At 70.1% G+C, this 20,770-nt stretch carries 20 protein-coding genes and 1 pseudogene; 11 read left to right on the top strand and 10 right to left on the bottom strand.

The window, feature by feature from the left end; all coding sequences use genetic code 11:
* The 3 genes from scpA to ACJMNC_RS00315 form a co-directional block, all read left to right on the top strand.
* On the top strand, positions 1–2,236 hold a 2,236-nt coding region (gene scpA / locus ACJMNC_RS00325), incomplete at its 5' end, for a methylmalonyl-CoA mutase (RefSeq protein WP_408945973.1).
* Between the two features lie 17 nt (positions 2,237–2,253).
* Entirely contained in the window at positions 2,254–3,261 is a 1,008-nt protein-coding gene (gene meaB / locus ACJMNC_RS00320; protein WP_408945972.1) for a methylmalonyl Co-A mutase-associated GTPase MeaB, read from the top strand.
* A 56-nt stretch (positions 3,262–3,317) separates the two neighbouring features.
* The gene (locus tag ACJMNC_RS00315) at positions 3,318–4,154 is read left to right on the top strand and encodes a lipase family protein (RefSeq protein ID WP_408945971.1); all 837 of its coding nucleotides are present in this window, start codon (positions 3,318–3,320) and stop codon (positions 4,152–4,154) included.
* 51 nt (positions 4,155–4,205) lie between these two features.
* Here ACJMNC_RS00315 and ACJMNC_RS00310 read toward each other — a convergent pair whose 3' ends face one another.
* The 3 genes from ACJMNC_RS00310 to ACJMNC_RS00300 are packed head-to-tail and all read right to left on the bottom strand — an operon-like array spanning position 4,206 to position 6,964.
* Positions 4,206–4,925, bottom strand: coding sequence for an SDR family oxidoreductase (locus ACJMNC_RS00310; protein ID WP_408945970.1), 720 nt, complete (start codon positions 4,923–4,925; stop codon positions 4,206–4,208).
* Positions 4,922–5,578, bottom strand: a complete 657-nt coding sequence (locus ACJMNC_RS00305) for an isochorismatase family protein (RefSeq protein WP_408945969.1) — start codon at positions 5,576–5,578, stop codon at positions 4,922–4,924. The genes ACJMNC_RS00310 and ACJMNC_RS00305 overlap by 4 nt, the downstream gene beginning before the upstream one ends.
* Positions 5,579–5,620: 42 nt before the next feature.
* Positions 5,621–6,964, bottom strand: a complete 1,344-nt coding sequence (locus ACJMNC_RS00300) for an MFS transporter (protein WP_408945968.1) — start codon at positions 6,962–6,964, stop codon at positions 5,621–5,623.
* Positions 6,965–7,112: 148 nt separating this feature from the next.
* On the opposite strand from ACJMNC_RS00300, the gene ACJMNC_RS00295 reads away from it, so the two are divergent.
* The gene (locus ACJMNC_RS00295; protein ID WP_408945967.1) at positions 7,113–8,090 is read left to right on the top strand and encodes a pirin family protein; all 978 of its coding nucleotides are present in this window, start codon (positions 7,113–7,115) and stop codon (positions 8,088–8,090) included.
* A 59-nt stretch (positions 8,091–8,149) separates the two neighbouring features.
* Here ACJMNC_RS00295 and ACJMNC_RS00290 read toward each other — a convergent pair whose 3' ends face one another.
* The gene (locus ACJMNC_RS00290) at positions 8,150–8,362 is read right to left on the bottom strand and encodes a molybdopterin-binding protein (RefSeq protein ID WP_408945966.1); all 213 of its coding nucleotides are present in this window, start codon (positions 8,360–8,362) and stop codon (positions 8,150–8,152) included.
* A gap of 133 nt (positions 8,363–8,495) precedes the next feature.
* On the opposite strand from ACJMNC_RS00290, the gene ACJMNC_RS00285 reads away from it, so the two are divergent.
* Positions 8,496–10,391 carry an aldehyde dehydrogenase family protein gene (locus tag ACJMNC_RS00285; RefSeq protein WP_408945965.1) on the top strand — a complete coding sequence of 632 codons (1,896 nt, stop codon included), beginning with the start codon at positions 8,496–8,498 and terminating at the stop codon, positions 10,389–10,391.
* Positions 10,392–10,488: 97 nt separating this feature from the next.
* On the opposite strand, the gene ACJMNC_RS00280 is transcribed toward ACJMNC_RS00285, so the two are convergent.
* The 3 genes from ACJMNC_RS00280 to ACJMNC_RS00270 form a co-directional block, all read right to left on the bottom strand.
* Positions 10,489–11,121, bottom strand: coding sequence for a TetR family transcriptional regulator (locus ACJMNC_RS00280; protein WP_408945964.1), 633 nt, complete (start codon positions 11,119–11,121; stop codon positions 10,489–10,491).
* A gap of 275 nt (positions 11,122–11,396) precedes the next feature.
* Entirely contained in the window at positions 11,397–12,662 is a 1,266-nt protein-coding gene (locus ACJMNC_RS00275) for a flotillin family protein (RefSeq protein WP_408945963.1), read from the bottom strand.
* A gap of 79 nt (positions 12,663–12,741) precedes the next feature.
* Positions 12,742–13,257, bottom strand: a complete 516-nt coding sequence (locus ACJMNC_RS00270; RefSeq protein ID WP_408945962.1) for a hypothetical protein — start codon at positions 13,255–13,257, stop codon at positions 12,742–12,744.
* A 244-nt stretch (positions 13,258–13,501) separates the two neighbouring features.
* On the opposite strand from ACJMNC_RS00270, the gene ACJMNC_RS00265 reads away from it, so the two are divergent.
* The 4 genes from ACJMNC_RS00265 to ACJMNC_RS00250 all read left to right on the top strand — a co-directional run bounded on the left by ACJMNC_RS00265 (position 13,502) and on the right by ACJMNC_RS00250 (position 16,307).
* A complete protein-coding gene (locus tag ACJMNC_RS00265) occupies positions 13,502–14,131 on the top strand; it encodes an LGFP repeat-containing protein (RefSeq protein WP_408945961.1) in 630 nt (209 codons plus the stop codon).
* A gap of 222 nt (positions 14,132–14,353) precedes the next feature.
* Complete coding sequence (locus ACJMNC_RS00260) at positions 14,354–15,118, top strand: hypothetical protein (protein WP_408945960.1); 765 nt, start codon at positions 14,354–14,356, stop codon at positions 15,116–15,118.
* 115 nt (positions 15,119–15,233) lie between these two features.
* Positions 15,234–15,683, top strand: coding sequence for a hypothetical protein (locus ACJMNC_RS00255; protein ID WP_408945959.1), 450 nt, complete (start codon positions 15,234–15,236; stop codon positions 15,681–15,683).
* Positions 15,684–15,716: 33 nt separating this feature from the next.
* Positions 15,717–16,307 (top strand): metallophosphoesterase, encoded by a 591-nt coding sequence (locus tag ACJMNC_RS00250; RefSeq protein WP_408945958.1) that lies wholly within the window; start codon positions 15,717–15,719, stop codon positions 16,305–16,307.
* Between the two features lie 24 nt (positions 16,308–16,331).
* Here ACJMNC_RS00250 and ACJMNC_RS00245 read toward each other — a convergent pair whose 3' ends face one another.
* Positions 16,332–17,600, bottom strand: a complete 1,269-nt coding sequence (locus ACJMNC_RS00245; RefSeq protein WP_408945957.1) for an MFS transporter — start codon at positions 17,598–17,600, stop codon at positions 16,332–16,334.
* Between the two features lie 94 nt (positions 17,601–17,694).
* Here ACJMNC_RS00245 and ACJMNC_RS00240 point away from each other — a divergent pair, with 94 nt between their 5' ends.
* Together ACJMNC_RS00240 and ACJMNC_RS00235 are read left to right on the top strand one after the other, a co-directional pair.
* Positions 17,695–18,357 (top strand): TetR/AcrR family transcriptional regulator, encoded by a 663-nt coding sequence (locus ACJMNC_RS00240; RefSeq protein ID WP_408945956.1) that lies wholly within the window; start codon positions 17,695–17,697, stop codon positions 18,355–18,357.
* Complete coding sequence (locus tag ACJMNC_RS00235) at positions 18,357–19,067, top strand: DAPG hydrolase family protein (RefSeq protein WP_408945955.1); 711 nt, start codon at positions 18,357–18,359, stop codon at positions 19,065–19,067. The genes ACJMNC_RS00240 and ACJMNC_RS00235 overlap by 1 nt, the downstream gene beginning before the upstream one ends.
* A gap of 7 nt (positions 19,068–19,074) precedes the next feature.
* On the opposite strand, the gene ACJMNC_RS00230 is transcribed toward ACJMNC_RS00235, so the two are convergent.
* Together ACJMNC_RS00230 and ACJMNC_RS00225 are read right to left on the bottom strand one after the other, a co-directional pair.
* On the bottom strand, positions 19,075–19,266 hold the full coding sequence (locus ACJMNC_RS00230; RefSeq protein ID WP_408945954.1) for a hypothetical protein: 192 nt from the start codon (positions 19,264–19,266) through the stop codon (positions 19,075–19,077).
* Positions 19,266–20,252, bottom strand: a pseudogene (locus tag ACJMNC_RS00225) (NADP-dependent oxidoreductase); the annotation flags it as partial. The gene ACJMNC_RS00230 and the pseudogene ACJMNC_RS00225, both read right to left, overlap by 1 nt.
* Positions 20,253–20,770 lie beyond the last annotated feature (518 nt).

The following is a 20,770-nucleotide window of genomic DNA, read 5'->3' as shown; positions in this document are numbered from 1 at the left end:
CCCCAATTTCGCGGACATCGAGCTCGGCGGAGGCCCGGCCGCCCCGGCCGGTCCCGGCGACGCCGCCGCCCTGGTCGACTCGCTGGCCCAGACGCACGGCTACACCCCCGAGCAGACGGTCTGGCACACCCCGGAGCAGATCCCCGTGCCGCCGGTCTTCACCCGTGCCGACCGCGACGCGGTGGCCGCCGGCGACCAGGGCTACCCGCTCGACTCGATCCCCGGCGAGGCACCCTTCATCCGCGGGCCGTACCCCACCATGTACGTGAACCAGCCGTGGACCATCCGCCAGTACGCGGGCTTCTCCACCGCGGCCGAGTCGAACGCCTTCTACCGCCGCAATCTGGCGTCGGGCCAGAAGGGTCTGTCGGTGGCCTTCGACCTGGCCACCCACCGGGGCTACGACTCGGACCATCCGCGGGTGGCCGGCGACGTCGGCATGGCCGGTGTGGCCATCGACTCGATCCTGGACATGCGCCAGCTCTTCGACGGCATCGACCTGGGCAACGTGTCGGTGTCGATGACCATGAACGGTGCGGTGCTGCCGGTCCTGGCGCTGTACGTGGTGGCCGCCGAGGAACAGGGCGTGCCGCCGGAGAAACTGGCCGGGACCATCCAGAACGACATCCTCAAAGAGTTCATGGTCCGCAACACCTACATCTATCCGCCGAAGCCGTCGATGCGGATCATCTCGGACATCTTCGCCTTCACCAGCGCGAAGATGCCCAAGTTCAACTCGATCTCGATCTCCGGCTACCACATTCAGGAGGCCGGGGCCACGGCCGATCTAGAGCTGGCCTACACCCTGGCCGACGGTGTCGAGTACATCCGCGCCGGTCTCGAGGCGGGCCTGGACATCGACAAGTTCGCACCGCGGCTCTCGTTCTTCTGGGGCATCGGCATGAACTTCTTCATGGAGGTGGCCAAGCTGCGGGCGGCCCGGCTGCTGTGGAGCGAGCTGGTTGCCCAGTTCGACCCGAAGAACGCCAAGAGCCTGTCGCTGCGCACGCACTCGCAGACCTCCGGCTGGTCGCTGACCGCCCAGGACGTCTACAACAACGTGGCGCGCACCTGTATCGAGGCGATGGCCGCCACCCAGGGGCACACCCAGTCGCTGCACACCAATGCGCTCGACGAGGCCATCGCGCTGCCGACCGACTTCTCGGCCCGCATCGCCCGCAACACCCAGCTGCTGCTGCAGCAGGAGTCGGGCACCACCCGGCCGATCGACCCGTGGGCCGGATCGAACTACGTCGAATGGCTCACCGCCCAGCTCGCCGACAAGGCGCGGGCGCACATCGCCGAGGTCGAGGCGGCCGGCGGCATGACCCAGGCCATCAACGAGGGGCTCCCCAAGCTGCGCATCGAGGAGTCCGCGGCCCGCACCCAGGCACGCATCGACTCCGGTCAGCAGCCGCTGATCGGCGTGAACAAGTACCGGGTGGCCGACGACGAGGAGATCGAGGTCCTCAAGGTCGACAACTCAAAGGTGCGCGCCGAGCAGCTCGAGAAGCTGGCACGGCTGCGGGCCGAGCGCGACAACGGCGCCGTCGAGGCGGCGCTGGCCGAGCTCACCCGCGCGGCCGGCGAGACCGGCGGCTCGGGTCTGGAGAACAATCTGATGGCACTGGCCATCGACGCCGCCCGGCACGGCGCGACCGGCGGCGAGATCTCCGACGCCATGGAGAAGGTCTTCGGCCGCCACCAGGCCGAGATCCGCACCATCAGCGGCGTCTACCGTCACGAAGTGGGGGATTCGGTGAGCAATGTCGAGGAAGCCGTCGCGACGGTGCGCGCCTTCGCCGAGGCGGAGGGCCGGCGGCCGCGTGTGCTGGTCGCCAAGATGGGCCAGGACGGCCACGACCGCGGGCAGAAGGTGATCGCGACGGCGTTCGCCGATCTGGGCTTCGACGTGGACGTGGGGCCGCTCTTCGCCACCCCGGAGGAGGTCGCCGCCCAGGCCGCGGACAACGACGTGCACGTCGTCGGCGTCTCCTCCCTCGCCGCCGGACACCTCACCCTGGTGCCGGCGCTGAAGAAGGCTCTCGCCGACGTCGGCCGCGAGGACATCATGATCGTCGTGGGCGGGGTGATCCCGCCGGGCGACTTCGACGAGCTCTACGAGGCCGGAGCCACGGCGATCTACCCGCCGGGCACGGTGATCGCCGACTCCGCCGTCGAACTGGTCCGCAAGCTCGCCGATCAGCTGGGGCTGGACCTGCCCGCGGCCGGCTGAGGGCGGTCCGCGACACCATGGTCGAGACACAGCGCAGGGCCGCGCGCCCGGTCGACGTCGATGCGCTCGCCGCCGGAGTGCTGGCCGGCGAACGCTCGGTGCTGGCGCGGGCGATCACCCTGGTCGAGTCCACCCGTCCGGACCACCGGGATGCGGCGCAGCAATTGCTTCTGAAGCTGACCCCGCATTCGGGCCGGTCGTTCCGGGTGGGCATCACCGGGGTGCCCGGAGTGGGCAAGTCCACGACGATCGAGGCGCTCGGCATGCACCTGATCGAGCGGGGCCACCGCGTGGCGGTGCTGGCCGTGGACCCCTCGTCCACCCGCACCGGCGGCTCGATTCTCGGTGACAAGACCCGGATGGGCCGGCTCGCCGCCGCGCCGCAGGCGTACGTGCGGCCGTCACCGACCTCGGGCACCCTCGGGGGCGTGGCCAAGGCCACGCGCGAGACCATCGTGCTGGTCGAGGCGGCCGGTTTCGACGTGGTGCTGGTGGAGACGGTGGGCGTGGGCCAGTCCGAGGTCACCGTCTCCGGGATGGTCGACACCTTCTCGTTCCTCACTCTCGCCCGCACCGGCGACTCGCTGCAGGGCATCAAGAAGGGCGTGCTGGAGCTGGCCGAGATCGTGGTGGTCAACAAGGCCGACGGCAAGCACATCAACGAGGCCCGGGGGGCCGCCCGGGAGCTGCGCAATGCGCTCAGCCTGATCTATCCGCACGACGCGCTCTGGACGCCGCCGGTGCTCACGATGAGCGCGCTGGAGAACACCGGGGTCGACGAGTACTGGGCGGCGATCGAGAAGCATCGCGAAACCCTCAGTGCGGCGGGCGAGTTCGACCGGCGCCGCGCGCAGCAGCAGGTGGACTGGACCTGGCAGATGGTGCAGGAGACCGTGCTCAGCCGGCTGGAGAACGATCCGCGGGTGCGGGCGGTGCGCCGGGACGTCCAGCAGCAGGTGCTCGACGGCTCGCTCACCCCGGCCCTGGCCGCCGAGGCGATCGTGCAGGCGGCCCGGCCGGACTGATCGGCCTCGGCCGCAACCGCCCGGCACTGCTACCGGGGATCGGCACCGACTGCACCGTGACCGACCGGATGGGCACCGGCGGCCGCTACGACGACTGTTTCGGACCCTGGCTGCGGGACGGCTACGTGGTGGCCGCCACCGAGTACGCGGGCATCGGCGGTCCCGGTGAGCACGTCTACCTCGACGGCGAGACGGCGGGCGCCAACCTGATCGACGCGGTGCGCGCCGGCCGCACGGTGGCCGCCCGCGAGACGCACCGGCCGATGTCGAAAGGCTATGTGACCGAGGGCGGTTCGCAGGGCGGGCATGCCTCGCTGTCGGCAGGCCGGCTGGCCGAGCAGTACTCCGGCGAGCTGGTGAACGTGGGCACCGTCGCCAACTCCGCACCCCTGAACATCGTCGAGTACTTCAAGCTGGTGCGGCCCGGAATGCCCCCGGTGGCCGTATCCGACTACGCCGCCTACTTCTCCTACGTGCTGGCAGGACTCAAGCGGGCTCGTCCCGACGTGAACGTCGACTCGTACCTGACGCCGCTGGGCCGCACGCTGATCCGCAAGGCGCAGAGCGCCTGCTATCAGGACCTCACGCCGCAGACGGCCGACGACCCGGTGGGGGACCTGGTCTCCCGGCCACTGGCCGACGGGCCGCTGATTCCGGCGCTCTCCGCGCAGATCTCCGTGCCGCCCAAGGGCTTTGCGGCGCCGGTACTGTTGGAGCAGGGGGCCTTCGACCCGGTCTCTCCGGCGCCGCTGACCTGGCAGTGGGTGGAGCAGGCCCGAAGCAACGGCGTGACGGTGACCGTGAAGGACTACCCGGCCGGTCACGGGATCGGCCCCCAGGCCGACCTGGACGCGCTGGCCTGGGTCAACGGATTGCCTTGGCCCACAAGCTGATCCCGGATCGGGGAGATCCCGGACCGGGCCCGTGGTCGCCGTAGCGGCGACTCACATGTCGAGGGTGGCGCCGCCGTCCACCCGCAGATCGTGCAGGGTGATGTGGCGGGCGGCGTCGGAGGCCAGGAAGACCACGGTGCCGGCGATGTCGTCGGGCTCGGCGATGCGCCCGAGCGGGATGCCGAGCCGGAACTGCTGCGCTTCGCCTGCCAGCACCGTCTCGCGGGCGTCGGGTGCGGTCCACATGGCTCCGGTCATGGGGGTCTCGGTGGAACCGGGCGAGACGATGTTGACCCGGACCCCGCTGCGGGCCACCGCGAGCCCGGCGCTGCGGGCATAGGAGGTGCCCGCGGCCTTGGACGCGGCATAGGCGGCCATGCCGGCGCGCGGGGTGGCTCCGGCGTTGCTGGAGATCACCACCACGCTGCCGCGGCCGCGGGCGGACATCGCCGGCAGCGCCGCATCGAGGACGGTCCGGACGCCGGTCGCGTTGACCGCCAGGCACAGATCCCAGTCATCGCTCATCACGCCGGCCGCGGTCACCAGCAGATCGACCGGTCCGTGGTCGGCTTCGGTCCGGGCCCAGGCCTCGGCGACGGCCTCCGCATCGGTCACGTCCACCGCGGTCACGTCCGGGCCGGCCGTCCGGTCCCAGCGGTGGACGCGGGCACCGGCGGCGGTCAGGGCCCGGGCCACGGCCGAGCCGATGCCGCCGGCCGCGCCCGTGACCACGGCGGCCCGCCCGTCGATTCCGGGAACGGGGGCGCTCATCGGGCCGCCGGTCCGCCGTCGGCGGTCCCGCTCAGCGCCGCCACGACGTCGTCGGCGGCCATCACCCGGCCGGCCCGCTTGCCGATGTACTCGGCGGCCATCTCATGCTCGCCCGCCGAGAAGTCGCCCATGGCGTCGACGGCGAAGAACGGCTGGACGTCCTGCATGAAGGCCTCGGTGGCGCTGATCATGCAGCCCATGTGCGCGTAGACACCCACCACGATCAGCTGGTCGCGGCGGTAGTGGGCGAGCAGTTCGCGCAGGTCGGTGCGCTGGAAGCCGGAGTAGCGCCACTTGGTGACCTCGATGTCGCCGTCTTCGGGTGTGAGCTCGGGAACGATCTTCGTCTCCGGTCCGGACGCCATACCGGCACCCCAGAACTCGCTGAGGATGCCGCGCCGGGACGGATGCTGGTCGCCGGGCTGAGCGGTGTAGACGATCGGCACGCCCGCCTCGCGGCAGGCCGCCCGGATGCGGACCATGTTCGGCAGGGCGGTGGCCATCGGCTCGCGGTCGCGCTGGTAGGCGTCGATGAAGTACTGCTGCATGTCATGGATCAGCAGCGCGGCGCGGGACGACTCGAGTCGCCAGTCGACCTTCAGCGGAAAGGGACCGGTGGGAATGTCGTAGGGTGGGATCACTGGAATAGCCACAGCCTTAGGCTAGCCTAATCATTCTGCGGCCCGGCAATCGGCTCAGGCGCACTCGGCGGGGGCGTCCAGCGTCACCTCACTCTCGGGGGCTTCGCCACGCACGGTGAGCAGGGGGCGCAAGAACATCAGCGCCGAGAGCCCCATCAGCACCAGCAGAAGCAGTCCGTAGTAGGAGATCGCCTGGGACGCGGACCAGACCGCACCGAAACCGCCGGCCACCACCGCGCCGATCGCCACCCCGGAGACCTCCTGGGCCATCCAGATGCCGTTGACCCTGCCCAGCAGCGGCCCGGGGGTGTGGTGCTGGATGAGGGAGTAGCGCAGTACGTCGGCGATCGAATCCAGGTAGCCGAAGACCAGCAGCAGCGGTGCGGCCAGCCAGATCCAGGGAGTCAGGCCGAACAGCACCATGCCGGTGAAGGCGAGCACCACGGCGACCACCAGCAGGCGTCCGGGCCGACGGACCCGGCTCATCCAGCCGCTGGTCAGGGCGGCGATCGCGGCGCCGGCGGCGATCACGGCGAAGAACAGCCCGGTCGCGCGCGAGTTGCCGGAGAAGCGCTCGTCGACCAGCGCCGGTAGCAGGGAGACCACGCCGTAGCCGAGCATGGTCAGCAGACCCACGGCCATCACCGCGAGTACGACGGGCTCGCGGCGCAGGAAGTCCGGGAGACTCCGCACGCGGCCCGCCGGCCGGGCCCCCTCACCGGTCTGCGCCTCCGCCTCGGCCCCGCCGTGTGGTTTCGGTGCGCCGAGCACCTCGTCCTGCGGCGAGAGGGATGGGAGCCCGAGCAGGATCAGGACCGTGATCACGCTGATCGCCGCGGCCACGGTGTAGGTCCAGCCCACGCCGAAGCCGGCGATGAGCAGACCGGCGATGCCCGGCGAGATCGCGCCGCCGATGTTCACGCTCAGTGAGGTCAGCGCACCGACCGCCACCATCTGGGACCGGGGGAGCAGAGTGGGCAGCGCGGCCATCAGCGCCGAGGCGCTCAGGGCGCCGATCAGGCCGTCGATCGCCCCGAGCACGTAGACCGCCCACACCTGCGGGCCGTCGGCGAAGGCGCCGAAGGCATTGGCCGCCAGCCCCGCGAACGCCAGCGAGGCCGCGCTGCGGCCGATCAGGATCAGGCGTTTGCGATCGATCCGGTCGGCGAGCACGCCACCGGCGATCATCCCGAGGAAGGTGGTGACACCGGTGACCACGGTCATGGCGCCCACCATCAGTGTGGAGCCGGTGAGATCCCACATCTGGACCATTACCGAGACCTGCAGCATGCCGATGGCGAACAGGGAGATGACCCGGGCGGCGAAGATCCGGCGGAACGGCGCGCTCTCGCGCAGCGGACGCAGATCGATCATCATGCCGCGGAGCTTGATCGTCATCCGCGCACGACCTCTCCGCCGGGGAGGCGCAGACGACGACCACGAAGGGAACTCACAACAGGGTAGCCTACCCTACATTACTGGCGAGTGAGATTCCGGAGGCGTCGACGAGCGGCCCCCGGCGCGCGGCCCGGCTAGCATCGGTGCGGTGAGCAATACCGAGCCCCGGCCCGCCGAGACCGTCTGCGCGGGCCGGCCGGAACCGGGCATCGAGGTGATCGAGGCCCGGCGGGTGCCGCTCGGCGGACCGCGGGCGATGGAGGTCAGCCGGACGCTGCCGACCCGGGACCGGTCGATGATCGGCGCCTGGTGCTTCGCCGACCACTACGGCCCGGAGGACGTCGCGGTCTCGGGCGGAATGCGCGTGCTGCCGCATCCGCACACCGGACTGCAGACGGTCAGCTGGCTGTTCGAGGGCTTCATCGAGCACCGGGACAGTGCCGGTGTGCGCGCCGAGGTCCGGCCCGGACAGCTGAATCTGATGTCGGCCGGCCGCGGCATCAGCCACTCGGAGGTCTCCACCCCCGAGACCGCGATCCTGCACGGCGTGCAGCTCTGGCTGGCCCTGCCCGAGCGGAATCGGCACGGCGAGAACGGATTCGAGTTCTACGCGCCGAATCCGGTCGGGCTGACCGACGGGCGCGGAGCACCCGCCGGATCGGCGAAGGTCTTCCTCGGCACGCTCGCCGGCTCGGCGTCGCCGGTCCCCACTGCGACGCCGGTGCTCGGTGCCGAGCTCTCGCTGCTGCCCGGGGCCGCGGTGACGCTGTCCGTGGACCCGCGCTTCGAGCACGGCGCTCTGCTCGATGCCGGCGCCCTGACCCTGGCCGGGGTGCCCCTCGAGCGCGCACAACTCGGCTATGCCGGTCCCGGGCGGGCGGAGCTGGATCTGCGCAATCCCGGGGCGGTACCGGCCCGTTTGATCCTGCTCGGCGGCACGCCGTTCGACGAGGACATCGTCATGTGGTGGAACTTCATGGGCCGCAGCCACGACGAGATCGCCGCGTACCGGGCGCAGTGGGAGGGCCGCGATCACCGGTTCGGCACCGTCGACGGCTGGGGCGACGCGGACCGGATTCCGGCTCCGCCGCTGCCCCGCGCCCGGCTGCGTCCGCGCCGGCGCTGACCGGACCACACGGACTGACCGGACCACACTGGTCGCCCGGACCACACGGCGCTGACCGGTCACTCGACGCCGATCATCACCTCCGTCGACTTGACCAGGACGGTGGCCGGCCGGCCCGCGGCCAGTTCGAGCTCTTCGGCGGCGTCCTTGGTGATCGATGCGGTGACGATCTGATCACCGCCGTCGCGCCGGACCTTCACGGTGGCCATCACCGCGCCGAGGGTCACCTCGGTGATGGTTCCGCTGAGCTGGTTACGGGTGGACAGGCGCATGGCTTCTCCTCAGGTCGGGCCGGCCGCGCAGCCGGCACCGTCCACGCTAGACGGTATGTAGTGACGGCCGACTTTCGTCGGAGCGTTGCGGGCCGGGGCCTCACTCACAAAGACTCGTGGGTTACCGGACAGGATGTCCCCTGCCCGGCCTATCCGACATTTGTGGGAGGCCCCGGTGTTTACAGAGCGTACGAGTGTAGGTCTGGATGTGCATGCACGTTCGATTGTCGCGGCGGCGATCGACGGACAGACGCATGAACTGTTTCAGGCCAGATTGACCCCGTCGTATGAACATGTGCGGTCCTGGCTCGAGGGGCTGCCGGGCCCGGTCGCGGTCGCCTATGAAGCCGGTCCGACCGGGTTCGGCCTGTACCGGTATCTCGGGGAGGCTGGGATCCGGTGCGAGGTGGTGGCGCCGAGTAAACTGCAACGACCGGCCGGAGACCGGGTCAAAACCGATGCGAAAGACGCGATCCATCTGGCCCGCCTGATGCGTCTGGACGAGATCGTGTCGGTGACGATCCCCAGCGTCGATCAGGAGGCGGCTCGTGATCTGGTCCGGGCCCGGGAGGATTGCCGCGGGGACTTGATGCGTGCACGTCATCGCCTGTCGAAGCTGTTGCTGAGGCATGGACAGGTGTATTGCGGCGGTAATGCCTGGACCGGTAAGCACGACATGTGGCTTCGCAACGAAGCGCTCGTAGCACTGCCGGACGGGGCGGCCCGGCTGGCATTCGACTCGGCCTACGACACGGTGCCGATCACCGAGCGGGACGACGTCCTCGATGCGATCGCCGACGGCCTCGAAGCCAAGATCCCCGAGCTGACCACGCTCGGAGTGGTCGAGGTGGGCGTCCCGGTGACCGTCAGCGCAATGACCCAGCAGATGATCATCGGCCTGTTCCGCAAGGTCGCCGACGAGGCCCGCAAGGTCGAACTCGTCGAGGAGCGTCCGCGCGACGACGGCGGCATCTCCCGGGTGGTCCGCGAGCCCAGCGGCGTGGTCGCCGCGATCATCCCGTGGAACGGCCCGCTGGGCACGATCGCCTTCAAGCTGGCCCCGGCGCTGGCGGCCGGCTGTTCGGTGGTCCTCAAGACCTCGCCGGAGGCACCCCTCTCGCCGCTGGTCTTCGCCGACGTCATCGCCGATCTGGTGGAGCAGGGCCGCATCCCGGCCGGCGTGGTGAGTGTGGTCGCCGCCGATCGCGATGCCTCCGAGGCACTGGTCACCGATCCGCGGGTGGACCACATCACCTTCACCGGGTCCACGGCCACCGGACGGCGCATCATGTCCCTGGCCGGCGACCGGGTGGCCCGCGTCTCTCTCGAGCTCGGCGGCAAGTCCGCCGCGATCGTGCTCGACGACGCCGACCTCAACACCGTGATGGCATCGCTGACGATGGGCGGCTGCATGCAGTCCGGCCAGGCCTGCATCGCACTGACCCGCGTGCTGGTCTCGGAGAAGCGGCACGACGAGATCCTGGCCGCCTACCAGGCCACCCTCGACATGATCCCCTTCGGCGATCCCTGGCAGGAGACCACCTTCCTGGGCCCGCTCTCGTCGGCTCACCACCGTGACCGCGTCGCCGACTACATCGAGATCGCCCGCTCCGAGGGCGCGACCGTGGTCCGCGGCGGCGGCAACGGCGGTTTCGACAAGGGCTTCTTCATCGAGCCGACTCTGGTCGACGGCGTGCGCAATGACATGCGCATCGCCCAGGAAGAGGTCTTCGGACCGGTGATCTCGTTCATCACCTACAAGGACGAGGACGACGCGGTCGCCATCGCCAACGACTCGGTCTACGGCCTGTCCGGAGCGGTCTTCACCAGCGACGAGCAGCCCGGCTTCGAGATCGCCCAGCGCATCCAGACCGGCACGGTGAACGTGAACACCTCGGTGACCGACTTCTCGCTGCCCTTCGGCGGCTACAAGCAGTCCGGTCTCGGCCGCGAGGGCGGACCCGAGGGCCTCGAGGAGTTCTTCCAGATCAAGACGGTGCACTTCCCGGCGCCGGCCCCGCAGGGCTGACACCCGCAGCAGTGCCCTCCGCCTGGAGCGGGGCCGCCACCGACGGCCGGCCGCGCTCCCGGCGGGGGTCTCTGCGGGGGCGTCCGCGCGTCACCGATCAGCCGGGCAGATCGTTGTCGCGGACGATGCCGTGCAGGAAGCTGCGGACCATCGATTCGAAGAGCTGCCGGCGGGTCAGCGGGTTCTCCGCGAGCGCATCGGTCAGCAGCGGCTGCGACTCGGGATCGACGTTCGGGAAGATCGTCTGCCGCGTCCCGGTGGGCCGCATGGCCTCCATCAAGACCGCGCCGATGGCCAGTGTCTCCATGCCGTCGAGGATCTGGACGTGCAGCGCGGCCGGGACACCCGAGGCCAGCAGGAACTCGGCGGTCTCCTCGTAGGTGGGCACGAACAGATCGCGCGGCAGGTACTGCAGCAGTACCGGGGCGGCATTGCGGTGCTTGAGGATCGACTGCCGGAAGTTCAGCGCCAGCGCGACGAAGTACTCCGGCCAGTCCGGGCCGGGCCGCATCCGCGGCCGGCGCACCGATGTGCCGGCGATGTAGCGCGCCACCTCGGTGAGGATCTCGTTCTTGTCGGAGAAGTGGTGGTAGAGCGACGGCGCCCGCACCCCGAGATGCTTGGCGAGCCGGGGCAGGCTGAACGCCTCGAGTCCGTCCTGATCGATGATCTCGATCGAGGCGGCGACCGCTGTCTTCCGGCTGATCAGCGGCGTTGATGGTCGGGGCATCGGACTCCTCCTGGTGAGCGATTGCCTACCCACCATAGTTTTCACCGGATCGGTGCGTGCATCCTCCCACGTCGGCCCGCGTTTCCCGCGTGCCCCGCCGCAAATCCGCAGACCTCGTCAGCTACTCGGAGCAGCCTAGTTCACATATTATTGTGGTCTCTAGCACACATCCACGGGCGCCGAAAGGAGTGGGCGAGGACGACTGCGGCGGGGCACCGGACGTCCCGGTGCCCCGCCGCAGTCGAGGATGCGGACGCCTGATCGGCGCCGACGGCTCACTCCTGGTTCTGCGCCCCCTCGCCGGGCTCCTGCTCTCCGCCGAGGCGGGAGAGCAGAGCGGCCACGTCGATACCCGTCGTCCCGCGGATCAGCTCCAGACTCGACGCCAGACCGGAACCGGCGCTGCGGGTCAGCCCGCTGACGTCGTCGCCCACCAGAGTGATGTTGGCACCGGTCAGCGGCTCGGCCCCGGCCCGGACGATGTCGGGCAGCTTGCTCAGCACAAGTTCGAGCTGGCCGACGGCATCGAGCTTGCCCAGTGCCTCGGCGCGCTGTTCGAGCGCCGAGGCCTCGGCCTCACCGGTGATACGGATGCCGGCCGCGCGAGCCTCCGCCTCCGCGACGATCTCGGACTTGCGCGCCTCGGCCCGCTGCTGAGCGGCGAACAGGTCCGCCTCGGCCGGGCGCCGCACCTCGGCATCGAGCTCGGTATCGCGCAGCCTGGCCGACTGCTCGGCCACCTCGTTGTCCTTCTCCACCTGGATCCGGCGGCGTTCGGCCTCGACCAGCGGACGCACCGCATCGGCCTCGGCAGCCGCCCGGTCGGTGGCCTGACGCGCGGCTTCGCGCTGGATGTCGAGCTCGCGCTGCTGCGCAATGATCGCCTGCTCATTGGCGATCCGGCTCTCCTCGGCCACCCGGTGGGCCTCGGCACGGGACCGGGCCGCGATGGCCGCCTGATCCGAGCGCTCCTTGGCCGCCAGATCGGAGAAGTACTGACCGTCCGAATCCTGGACGTCGTTGATGGAGAAGCTGTCGAGCAGCAGCCCCTGGTTGCCCAGGATCTCCTTGATCGACTGCGCCACCTGGTCGACCAGAGCCTGCCGGTCGACCAGGATGCTCTTGGCGGTCATGGTGCCCACGATGGACCGGAGCTCACCGGAAAGCTGCTCGGTGACAAGCGCTTTCACTCGATTCAGATCGTCGCCGAAGCGCGGTCCGGCCTTGAGGATGTCCTCCGGGGTGTCGCCCACCTTGACCACGGCCACACCGCGCACCTTCAGCTCGATGCCGTCGTTGGCCGGCGTGGAGGTGTCCAGATCGGCCTTGATCGACGAAAGCTGGACGCGGGTGGCGCGCTGCACCACCGGCAGGACGAAGGTTCCGGTGCCCCGATACACCTTGCCCTGATGCCCCTTACCGGTACCGGTGACGATGAAGGCCTCTTCGGCACCGGGCACTCGATAGCGCGAGAGCAGCAGGAGCACGATCAGCACCAGCAGCACCACGGCCACGATGATCGATATCACGATCGCTGTCATGGGAGGGTGTTCCTTTCGTCGGTTCCGGCGGGTCCCGGCCGGATCGGGGCCCCGATATCGGGGAGTCGGTGCGACGGCCTCAGCCGTCGAGTTCGGAGAACGGGAGACGCTCCACCAGGTAGACGTTGCGATCGTCGAGTTTCGCGATGATCCGCACCTGCGCGTTGTGCGGCAGCTCGCTCTCGGCGGTGATCGTCACCTGCCGCGAGCCGAGCGGGGTGCTCACCTCACCGGTGCCGAGCCGCTGCGGCGACACCGGCTCGACCACCCGCACGGGGAGCCCCACCAGGTCGACGTCGGGCAGCTCTTCACCGGATCGCCACAGCCAGCGCACCAGCAGCAGCGCCGTCCCGGCCATCACCAGTCCGGTGACCACTCCGGCCAGCAACGCCACCCCGGTGCTCACATCGTCGGTGAAGGTCAGCAGGCCGCCGCCGATCAGTCCGAATCCGGTCAGACCCGGCATCAGCGCCGACAGCAGTCCCGCGCCCGAATCGCCCAGATCCAGATCCAGCCCGCCGAAGTCCAGTCCGATCAGGGAGGCCACGGTCAGCACCAGGCCCACCAGTCCGATGATCAGCAGTACTACGCCCATCCGCCGGCAACCTCTCCCGATGTGTGTCGACGACCCGATTCGCCTGCACCGAGTCTAGGGGGTCGCCGCGGCGCACTGGTGTCCGATTTCCTCTGAACAGCCGACAGACGGCCGTGACCGGGCCGAGATGACCTGGGATTTCGCCGGTCCTCGGATACGCCGCCGGTGCTTCGCTACTGTCTCATAAGGGCATGCGTATGCATCCGCCCGTCGCAGTGTTTGAGTCCAACCGAAAGGGAGCACTATGAGGCACATCGCCGGACGTCGAACCGCCGGAATCGTGGCGGCCCTGGCCGTGACCACTCTGGTCGCCGCAGGATGCAGCGATGACAACGACAATGACAAGGACAAGGCGGCCTCGTCGGTCGCCTCTGCGGTCACCGGTTCCGAGGGTGCTTCGACATCCGCCGGCGAGGACGGCGGCGGCGTGGTCACCCTCGATGCCGCCGACGGCAGCAAGGTGGAGCTGACCGGCCCGATCGCCGGCAAGTACGCCGCTGCCACCGAGGCGCAGAAGAAGGACCTCGGCAAGCCGATGACCGGTGACGATGCCGCCGGCACCAGCGACAGCGGTGTGGTCTTCCAGCAGTTCGACGGCGGTGTCATCTCCGCGGCCAACGGCACGCTGGGCACCCCGGCCTACATCACCTGGGGCAAGATCCGCGACGCCTGGAACGTCGACCGTGCCGAGGACGGCCAGCCCTCCGACGACGGCAAGGGTGGCTCGGACGGCCCGCTCGGCGCAGCGACCAGTGATGAGACCACTGACGGCGACATGAAGAAGAGCACCTTCGAGAACGGTGAGATCACCTACGACACCAAGACCGACAAGGTGACCGTCACCGTCGACGGAAAGACCGTCGACACCGAGTGATCCCCGGCGACGACTGTCAGGTCGTCCCCACCACCGCGTCCCGCTCGTGCCCCGCGCACGGGCGGGACGCCGTGTCTGCGGCCCGGCGCCGCACGGATCGGTACCCCGCAAGGACTCTCGGCGTCCGAGATGCCCGGGCCCGAAATGTCCGAGGCCGTCCGTACACTTCGATCACGCCGGGCCGCCGATCAGGCACCCGCACGGTTCGAGGAGGGTGCCTTCGTGGCCAGGGGCAAGGAGTCCAACGGCGGCTGCCTGGGCGTATTCGGCGTCGTGCTGTTCCTGGCACTGCTGGCCGCCATTCCGTGGCAGGTCTGGGCGGCGCTGGCCGGTATCGCCGCCGTCGCCGGTGCGATCTGGCTGGCCGGCGCGGTCCGGCGCACGGTGATCGCACGGCGACAGGAGAAGGCCGCCGAAGCCGAGTGTGCGGCACGCGCCCAGGCCGACGAGCTGTGCCGTCACCGCATTCAGCAGTACGGCGAGATCAACGCGACCTGGCTGGAACGAGCACTGGCCGCCGTCCAGCAGGTCGCCGCGTCGGAGGCCGCTCGCGCGGGATGGCTCGGCGACGTCGACTTCAGCGCCGACCTCGCGGCGATCACCGCCGGCTTCGACCGGTCGGCGGCACTGCGGGCACGCGCGGCCGACCTGCAGCGACTCGATTCTCCCCGCGCCGACGACCGCAGGCTGCTCGCCGAGGCCCTCGCCGCCGCCGACCGGCTCGACGCCTCGGCCCGGGGCCGCGCCGAACTGGTGTGCCGGTGCGCCGTCGAGGCCGGGCTCATCGACCGCTCCCTCGAGCAGGAGCGGGCCGATGCCCGCACCGCCGAGGAGCGCACCGCACTCCACCGGGAGCTGAGCGCCATGCTGTACGGCATCGAGGCCGTACCGGAGTCGGCGGACTCGGTCTCGGCGGCCGACCGGGTGATGGCCCGCGTCGCCGGCTATCGGGAGCTGAAACAGCAGATCGCCCGGATCCGCGAATGAGCACGGTGCACCGCGCACACAGTCACGCAGGTAACACTGTCGGCTGATCGGCCGACATGCGTGATGTGAGGGGTGCCCGCACCGGCACCCGACACGATCGACAAGGAGCACCCTCATGCGCACCCCGCTCATCCGGACCGCCGCAGGCCTGGGCGTCTGTGCCGCCGCTCTCGCCCCGGCGGGCGCCCTGGCCGGCGCCGCCTCGGCCGACACCGGCCGACAGCCGCTGGCGATCGAACAGACCCTGTTCACCGGCGACCCCTGGCCGGTGAGCTACCAGACCTACAGCGTATCCACGGCCGCCCCGGGCACGGCGCGGGTCACCGTGGACCGCCAGTGCAACTCCTTCAACCGCGGCCTCTGCCTGCACTACACGCGCGGCGGATCCATCTTCTGGCTCAACACCGCCGACGGCCGCACCGGCCGCGCCGCCATCGCCGACGGCGCCGACCCGGGCAGTTCCACGCTGATCCGAACCGGACGCGGCGCTGTACTCTTCACCATCACCTCCGGCGGCGCACCGACCACTCTGGTGCCGGCCGGGGGTGTGGCCACCGTGGGCTGATCCTCAAACCCGCCCTGCCGACACGATGACGCCGTGCAGGGCAGACTCGTCTGCGTGCGCTACTTCACCGCCGATCTGCATCTGCAGCACCCCAAACTGGCCGGGCTCCGGGGCTTCGACTCGGTGCCCGAGCACGATGCCGCGGTGGTCGCGGCTCTGGCCGCACTCGACCCCGAGCACGATGAACTGTGGGTGCTCGGCGACATCTGCTCGGGCGGCGTGGCCAGCATGGAGTCGGCGCTGCGCCAGTTGTCCGGGCTGAGCGTGCCCCTGCACCTGGTGGCCGGCAACCATGATCCGGTCCATCCTCTGCATCGGGGCGCCCAGCGCCATTTCGCCGCCTATGCGGAGGTCTTCCGCTCGGTGCAGCCATACGCCCGGACAAAGGTCGGCCGCGAGCCGGTCCTGCTCAGTCACTTTCCGTACGCCGGCACCCCGGACCGGCTCGGCCGTGAAGATTTCGCGCAGTATCAGATGCCCGACTGCGGTCTGTGGCTCGTCCACGGCCACACCCATGCGATGCAGCCGCGCTCCGGGGAGCGATCGCTCTGCGTCAGCCTCGAAGCCTGGGGGCTGCGGCCGGCGAGCGAGGACGACCTCGGCGCGCTGATCTCCGCCCGATAGGCCGCCCGGTCCGGAGCGCCCCCGTCACAGGCTCCCGTGCAGATTGCGGACCAGTATCGCGATGCCGGCAGGTACCGTGATCGCGATCAGGATCGCGAAAGCCACTGTCACCGAGACCATTCCGAAGCTGAGCAGCAGTGCGCCGATGGCGATGACCGGCACCGTGGTGCCGGTGTATGCGGCCAGGAACAACGCCGCGAGGGTGGCGCCGCGGGTCTGTGCCGGGGTGATCGCGATGACGGTGGCCACTGCCGAGGAGAAGGCGAGACCGTTGCCGCCCGAGGCCAGGAACCCGCCGACGAGGTACAGCGGGAGTGATCCGGCCAGCGCCGCGGCGCCGATCAGCAGCGCACCGCCCGCCATCAAGCCGGCACCGACCGTCAGTCGGCGGCGGACGCTCGCCCGGGCGAACACCCACTGACTCACGATCCCACCGGTGAGCACGGTCGTGGCGACGACGCCGGTCGTCAGTGCCGACGGGGTGCCGACGTGCGCCAGGAACTGCCCGGTGAGGGCGGTGATGAAACCCAGCACGGCGAAGCCGGCGAAGGCCGCCACGGCGGCGCCGAGGAAGGGCGTACGGACCTGCGGATCCACCCGCACGGCCTGCGGACGGTAGTGCCACCGCTCGTCCCCGGCGGTCCGGGGCACCGACTCCGGCGCCAGCGCGACCGCCAGCAGCGACGCTGTCAGCAGGCCCACGTACACCAGGTACGGTGCGGTGATCGAGTCCGTGGCGGCGTAGATCGCCCCGGCGACCAGCGGTCCGCCCGCCAGCCCGCCGAGATTGGCGGTGTTCGCCACGGTCTGCGCCAGCGCCGGCCGGCCGTCGGGCCGCCAGCTCGAGTACAGCTCGGTCAGGGCGGCGGTCGCCGCGGTGGAGAATACTCCCACGCACAGCCCGGTCACCAACCGGAGCACGATCAGTGCGTCGGTGCCGGTCAGTGCCGCGAACGCGGCCGCACACCCGATCTGCACCAGGATCGAGCCGAGCAGGATCGGTTTGCGGCCGATGTGATCCGAGACGTGACCGAGCAGCAGCAGCCCGATCAGCACGCCGGCACCGTAGGCCGCGAAGATGATCGTGATGGTGAAGTCGCTGAAGCCGTTCTTCGCGCTGTAGAGACCGTAGAGCGGCGTGGGCACCGTCATGAACGACATCACGACGGCGAAGGCGACGGCCAGTCCGACGAAGCCGAAGCCGGCTCGCCGCGCCGGCGACGTGGCGGACCGGGGATCGCCGTGGACGGCGGGGGAGGACCGGCGGCCGACGTTCCTGGGGGAGAGATTCATGGGCGAGGGGCTGTCCTTTCCGGATTAACGCAACTATAGTTGCACTAGTGCGAACGGATCGCCACTCGGCACTCGAGGAGAAAGGCCGCCCCACGTGACGGAGACGGGAACGGTGCCCCATGACCCGGCAGACGACCGGGCCGCCGCGCCGCGACGGCGGCCCGGCGGACGGTCGAGCCGGGTCCGCGCCGCGGTCACGGCGGCGACCTTCGACCTGCTCGACGAGGTCGGCTACGACCGGATGCAGCTCACGGACGTCGCCGCGCGGGCCGGGGTCAACAAGTCCACCGTCTACCGTCGCTGGTCCACCAAGGCGGATCTGGTCGCCGATCTGTTCATCGAGCTGGCCGAGGCCGAGGCACCCACGCCCGACACCGGCTCACTCGCCCGCGACCTGGAGGAACTGCTCCGTGAGGCAGTGGCGCTGCTGAAGCGGAAGCGCATCCGTTCCGTGCTCGGCGCACTTATCAGCCAGACCGACGACGGCAGCCTCGCCCGCGCGCGCTCGGTGTTCTGGGCCGACCGGGTGGGCCGGAGCAGTGCGATCGTGGCCCGGGCGGTCGAGCGGGGCGAGCTGCCCCCGGACACCGACGGCGACCGCTTCATGCACGCCGTGTTCGGCCCGGTGTATCTGCGTCTGGTCGTGTTCGGCGAGGACGTCGACGACGACTATCTGCGCGCGCTCTCCCGCATGGGCGCGCTGACCGGCGATGCCGTCCCCTGGACGACCCGTGACCGACGAGAGGAACCCTCCTGATGATCCCTGTTGACGACGCCCTGCGCCGTGACCGGCTGCTGGCGCGTTCGGCACTGGAACGGGCCGGAACCCTGGCTTTCGCGCCGGTGTCCTCGGCCAAGTGGACGAATGTCTCGGTCGCACTCAACGGTGCGATCCGGGTGCAGATCGAGCACGCCGACATCCCCGGCGTGACGCCGGAGATGATGCGCTGGTGGTTCGAGAACCTGGCCGGCTCGACCACCTGGGACGGAGTCGGCTTCGATGGACCGGAGATCCTGAACTACCACCTCTGGCATCACCGCGACCACATCAGGATCACACCGCTCAGCGATGCCCCGGGCGGTACGGTGAACCGCGGCTTCCAGGTGGGCGCACTGACCCGGATCGACGAACAGTTCAACGACTACCGCGACCGGATCCACAACGTGATGCGGACCACCCGGCTCGATGATCGCGGCTTCGACTTCGACATCATCGGCCCCGCCCGGATGCGGGCCGGTGCCATCGTCCACCGGTACGCGCCGGTTCCCGGTGGCATCAGCTTCTACGCCGAAACCACCATCGACCTCCGGGTGCCGGTGCTGCGGCCGGTACTGAACCGGCTCGTCCGGCCGCTCGTCTTCTCCCGTGCGACGGCCGACCACTGGATCCGGCACAACATCGAGGAGACCGCCCGGTCCGCGGATGTGCTTCCGGCACTGTACGAGCACGCCCGGTCCGCGGGCTGATCTCAGGTCAGGACGGGTGCGGGTGCTGCGCGTAGAAGTCCAGGTGCGCCCGTGCGGCGGCCTCCCAGGTCAGCGAGCGGGCCAGGTCGCGTCCCTGGCGTGCCCGCGCCCCGTCCGGGCCCGCCAGCGCCTGCGCCAGGCGCCCGGCGACCTGTGACGGCAGTTCTCGGTCGTCCAGCCGGTCGAACTCGGCCGGCACTACCGGTCCTGCGCCCCGGCGGCCGGAATCCGGACGAGCATCTTGCCGGTGTTCTTGCCCCGCATCATGTCCAGGAAGGCGTCGGGTGCGTGTTCGATGCCGTCGACGACGGTCTCGTCGTAGGCGATCTTCCCCGCCTCGAACCACGGCCCGATCCGCTCCTGGAACTCGGCGGCCAGATCCAGGTAGCCGGCCAGTGTGAAGCCCTTCAGGGTGAGGCCGCGGGTGATGATGTTCGCCAGGTTGTCCGGTCCGGGGCTTCGCTCGGTGCTGTTGTAGCTGGAGATGGCCCCGCACAGCGCCGCCCGGCCGCCGTCGTTGAAGGCGGCGAGCGCGGCTTGCAGGTGATCGCCGCCCACGTTGTCGAAGAAGACGTCGATCCCGTCGGGCGCGCATTGCGCGAGCTGTTCGGTCACATCGCCGTCCTTGTAGTTGAAGGCCGCGTCGTAGCCGTACTTCTCGGTGAGCAGGGCGACCTTCTCCGCGCTGCCCGCCGATCCGACCACCCGGCCGGCGCCGAGCAGCCTGGCGAGCTGGCCGGCCGCAGTGCCGACCGCTCCGGCAGCGCCGGAGACGAAGACGGTCTCGCCCCGCTGCAGGCCGGCGATGGCGGTGAGACCCACATAAGCCGTCAGGCCGGTCATACCCAGGATGTGCAGTCGCAGCGACGACGGCACTCCCGGGACGTCGGGAACGGCACGGAAGGTCTCGGCGCCGTCCTGCACCACATCACTCCATCCGTGCTGATGGAGCACCAGCGTGCCGACGGGGAGCTCGTCGGCGGTACTGGCGATCACTCGGCCGATCGCACCGCCGGTGATCTGCTCACCGAGGGCGTAGGGCGCCACGTAGCTGCGGGTGTCGTTCATGCGCCCCCGCATGTAGGGGTCGACGGAGACGAACTCGTTGCGCACGCGCACCTGGCCCGGAGCGAGATCGGGGAGGGGTGCGGTGACGGTGCGGAAGTCGTCGTGCGTGGGCCACCCTCAAGGGCTGCAGGGCCCTCACGGCAGCAGCGACGCTGACGTGTAGGACCCATACTGGCCGGACTGCCGAATACACCCAGAGTGGCGGTAGCGGCCGGACGTCGCCCCGCTCTGGCAGAAGCAGAGGCCGCGACGGCCTCGCCAGCCGTGACGCCGGCCGGTCGAGCGGTCCGACGAGCCGCGGCCGGCCCACCAGCCTAGCCGCCCGTCGCGCCTCTTCCAGCGGGACGAGTGGCTCTTCATGCCGATGCTGCGCCGGAAGTTGATGTTCCTGCCGCTACACTGGCTTGTCGAGCGCGTTACGCGCGGGCTGCCCTAGCTGCAGAAGAAGCTGTTGCACCCGCCGCTAGTGGACGTTCGGCGCGAGCGGCGGAAGTTGCTGCCGCCGGCCCGCCGCGACACGCCCCGGTAGAGGTCGATGTTGTCGTGGCTCGCTTCGGGGCCTGGCCTGTTGGACCGCTTGTAGTAGTGGGCGCCGGAGTGGGACTTCCCGAAGTGTGACCGGCCGATGGACCTAG

The organism is Gordonia sp. VNK21 (genome assembly GCF_046098115.1).
Taxonomy (GTDB): Bacteria; Actinomycetota; Actinomycetes; order Mycobacteriales; family Mycobacteriaceae; genus Gordonia.
This window is presented reverse-complemented; position numbering and strand designations above follow the sequence as displayed.